The sequence below is a fragment of the Polymorphospora sp. NPDC050346 genome, assembly GCF_040655695.1.
Classification (GTDB): domain Bacteria; phylum Actinomycetota; class Actinomycetes; order Mycobacteriales; family Micromonosporaceae; genus Polymorphospora; species Polymorphospora lycopeni.
The window spans coordinates 1-2,050 of sequence record NZ_JBFAKM010000102.1; the positions used below are offsets into that span (position 1 = coordinate 1).

Annotated in this window: 1 protein-coding gene; it reads left to right on the top strand. The window is 72.9% G+C overall.

All coding sequences use genetic code 11. From position 1 onward, the window contains the following. Positions 1-39: 39 nt before the first annotated feature. On the top strand, positions 40-2,050 hold a 2,011-nt coding region (locus AB0I42_RS37250; RefSeq protein ID WP_357544485.1), incomplete at its 3' end, for an SDR family NAD(P)-dependent oxidoreductase.

A 2,050-nucleotide genomic window follows, 5' to 3' on the forward strand; every position in this document is an offset into this window, starting at 1 on the left:
CGCCGCGATGCTGACGAGGCGGTTACGTTCCTGGGCGCGTTGGGTGCTCTGCACACCGCCGGGGTGCCGGTCGACTGGACTCCCGCGCTACCGGCCGACGCCCGACCACTCGACCTGCCGACATACGCCTTCCAACGGCAACGCTACTGGCTGCCACCGCGACCCGCCACGCCGACAACGGCGGACGACGACAGCGGGTTCTGGGCCGCCGTGGAGAGCGGCGAGATCCCCCTCGACGACAACCTCGCCGCCCTGCTGCCCGCCTTCACCGCCTGGCGGCAACAGCAGCAGGACGAGGCCGAGCTGCGCCGCTGGTGCTACCGCGAGACGTGGACCAGCGTGCCGCGACCCGACCGCACCCGGCGCCCCGGCCGATGGCTCGTCGTCTCCGGCAACCGCGACTCCGGCGGGTGGGGCGACCTCGCCGCCACCGCGCTCGCGGCCGCCGGCGTCGACGTCACCGCACTCGTCGTCGACCCCGCGTCGCCGCTCGACCCGATCGGAGACGACTACGACGGCGTCCTCTCGCTCCTTGGCGTCGACGGCGACGACGATCCGGCCACACCCGTGCCCACCGGCCTCGCCGGGGTGCTGAGGCTGCTGCAGGCCATCCCGGACACGGCGCCGCACTGTCGTGTGTGGGCGGCCACCACCGGCGCAGGCGAACACCCCGCCGCCGCGACCACCTCGGGATTCGGGCGGGTGGCCGCCCTCGAACACCCCACCCGATGGGGTGGCCTCGTCGACCTCCCCGCCGCCGGCCGGGCCGCAGCCGACCGCCTCGTCGACGTTCTGCTCTCCGACAGCGGCGAGGACCAGGTCGCCATCCGGACGGCCGGAGTCCTCGCCCGCCGGCTCGAACGGCTGCCGCTGACCGGTCGCTCCGTGGGCGACACGCCCTGGACGCCGCACGGCACGGTGCTCATCACCGGGGGAACCGGGGCGCTCGGAGCGGCCGTCGCCCGCTGGGTGGCGCAGAGCGGCGCGGACCACGTCGTCCTGCTCAGCCGGCGTGGCCCGGACGCGCCCGGCGCTGCCGACCTCGTACGGGAACTACGGGAGCACGGGCCGCAAGTCACCGTCCTCGCGTGCGACGTCGCCGACCGGGAACAGGTCGCGGACGCGCTGCGGACCGTTGGCGCGGTCACGGCCGTCTTCCACGCCGCGGGAGTCCTCGACGACGGAGTGATCGAATCGTTGTCGCCGTCACGGTTCGAGACTGTCCTGGCGGCCAAGGCGCACTCGGCACGCCTGCTCGACGAGCTGACCCGAGACCACCCGCTGACCGCATTCGTGCTGTTCTCCTCGGTCGCCGGAGCCATCGGAACGCCCGGGCAGGCCAACTACGCCGCCGCCAACGCGTACCTCGACGCCCTCGGCCGCCGGATGCGCAAGGCCGGACGGCCCGCGGTCGTGATCTCGTGGGGCCCCTGGGCGGGCGCGGGCATGGCCGACGGCGTACGCGAACTGCGCCGCACCGGCTACACGGCCCTACCACCGCAGCGAGCCCTGGCCGCCCTCCGATACGTCCTCGAGCGCGGCGACACCTCGGTGACGATCGCCGACATCGACTGGGAGAGGTTCCCGACCGCCTTCACCGCCACCCGGCCCAGCCCGCTGCTGAGCAACCTCGCCGCCCCGCCGCCGGCACCGGACCGGCGACCGGCCGCCGAACTCGGCAAGCTCACCCCGGACGGACGGCGGGCCCGCATCACAGACCTTGTCCGCGAGCACACCGCGCTCGTGCTCGGCCAGACCGACCCGGGCCGGATCGACATGGAACGGCCTTTCAAGGACCTCGGCTTCACGTCGCTGAGCGCCGTCGAACTTCGCAACCAGTTGTCGACGGCCGTCGGCGAACCGCTTCCGGCGACGCTGGCGTTCGACTATCCGTCGCCCGTGGTGCTGGCTGGTCATTTGGATGAGGTGTTGTTCGGTGGTTCGCGGTCGGTGGTTTCGGATGGTGTGGTGGGGGTGGTGGATGGTGATCCGGTGGTGATTGTGGGGATGGCGTGTCGTTTTCCGGGTGGTGTGTCGTCGCCTGGGGATT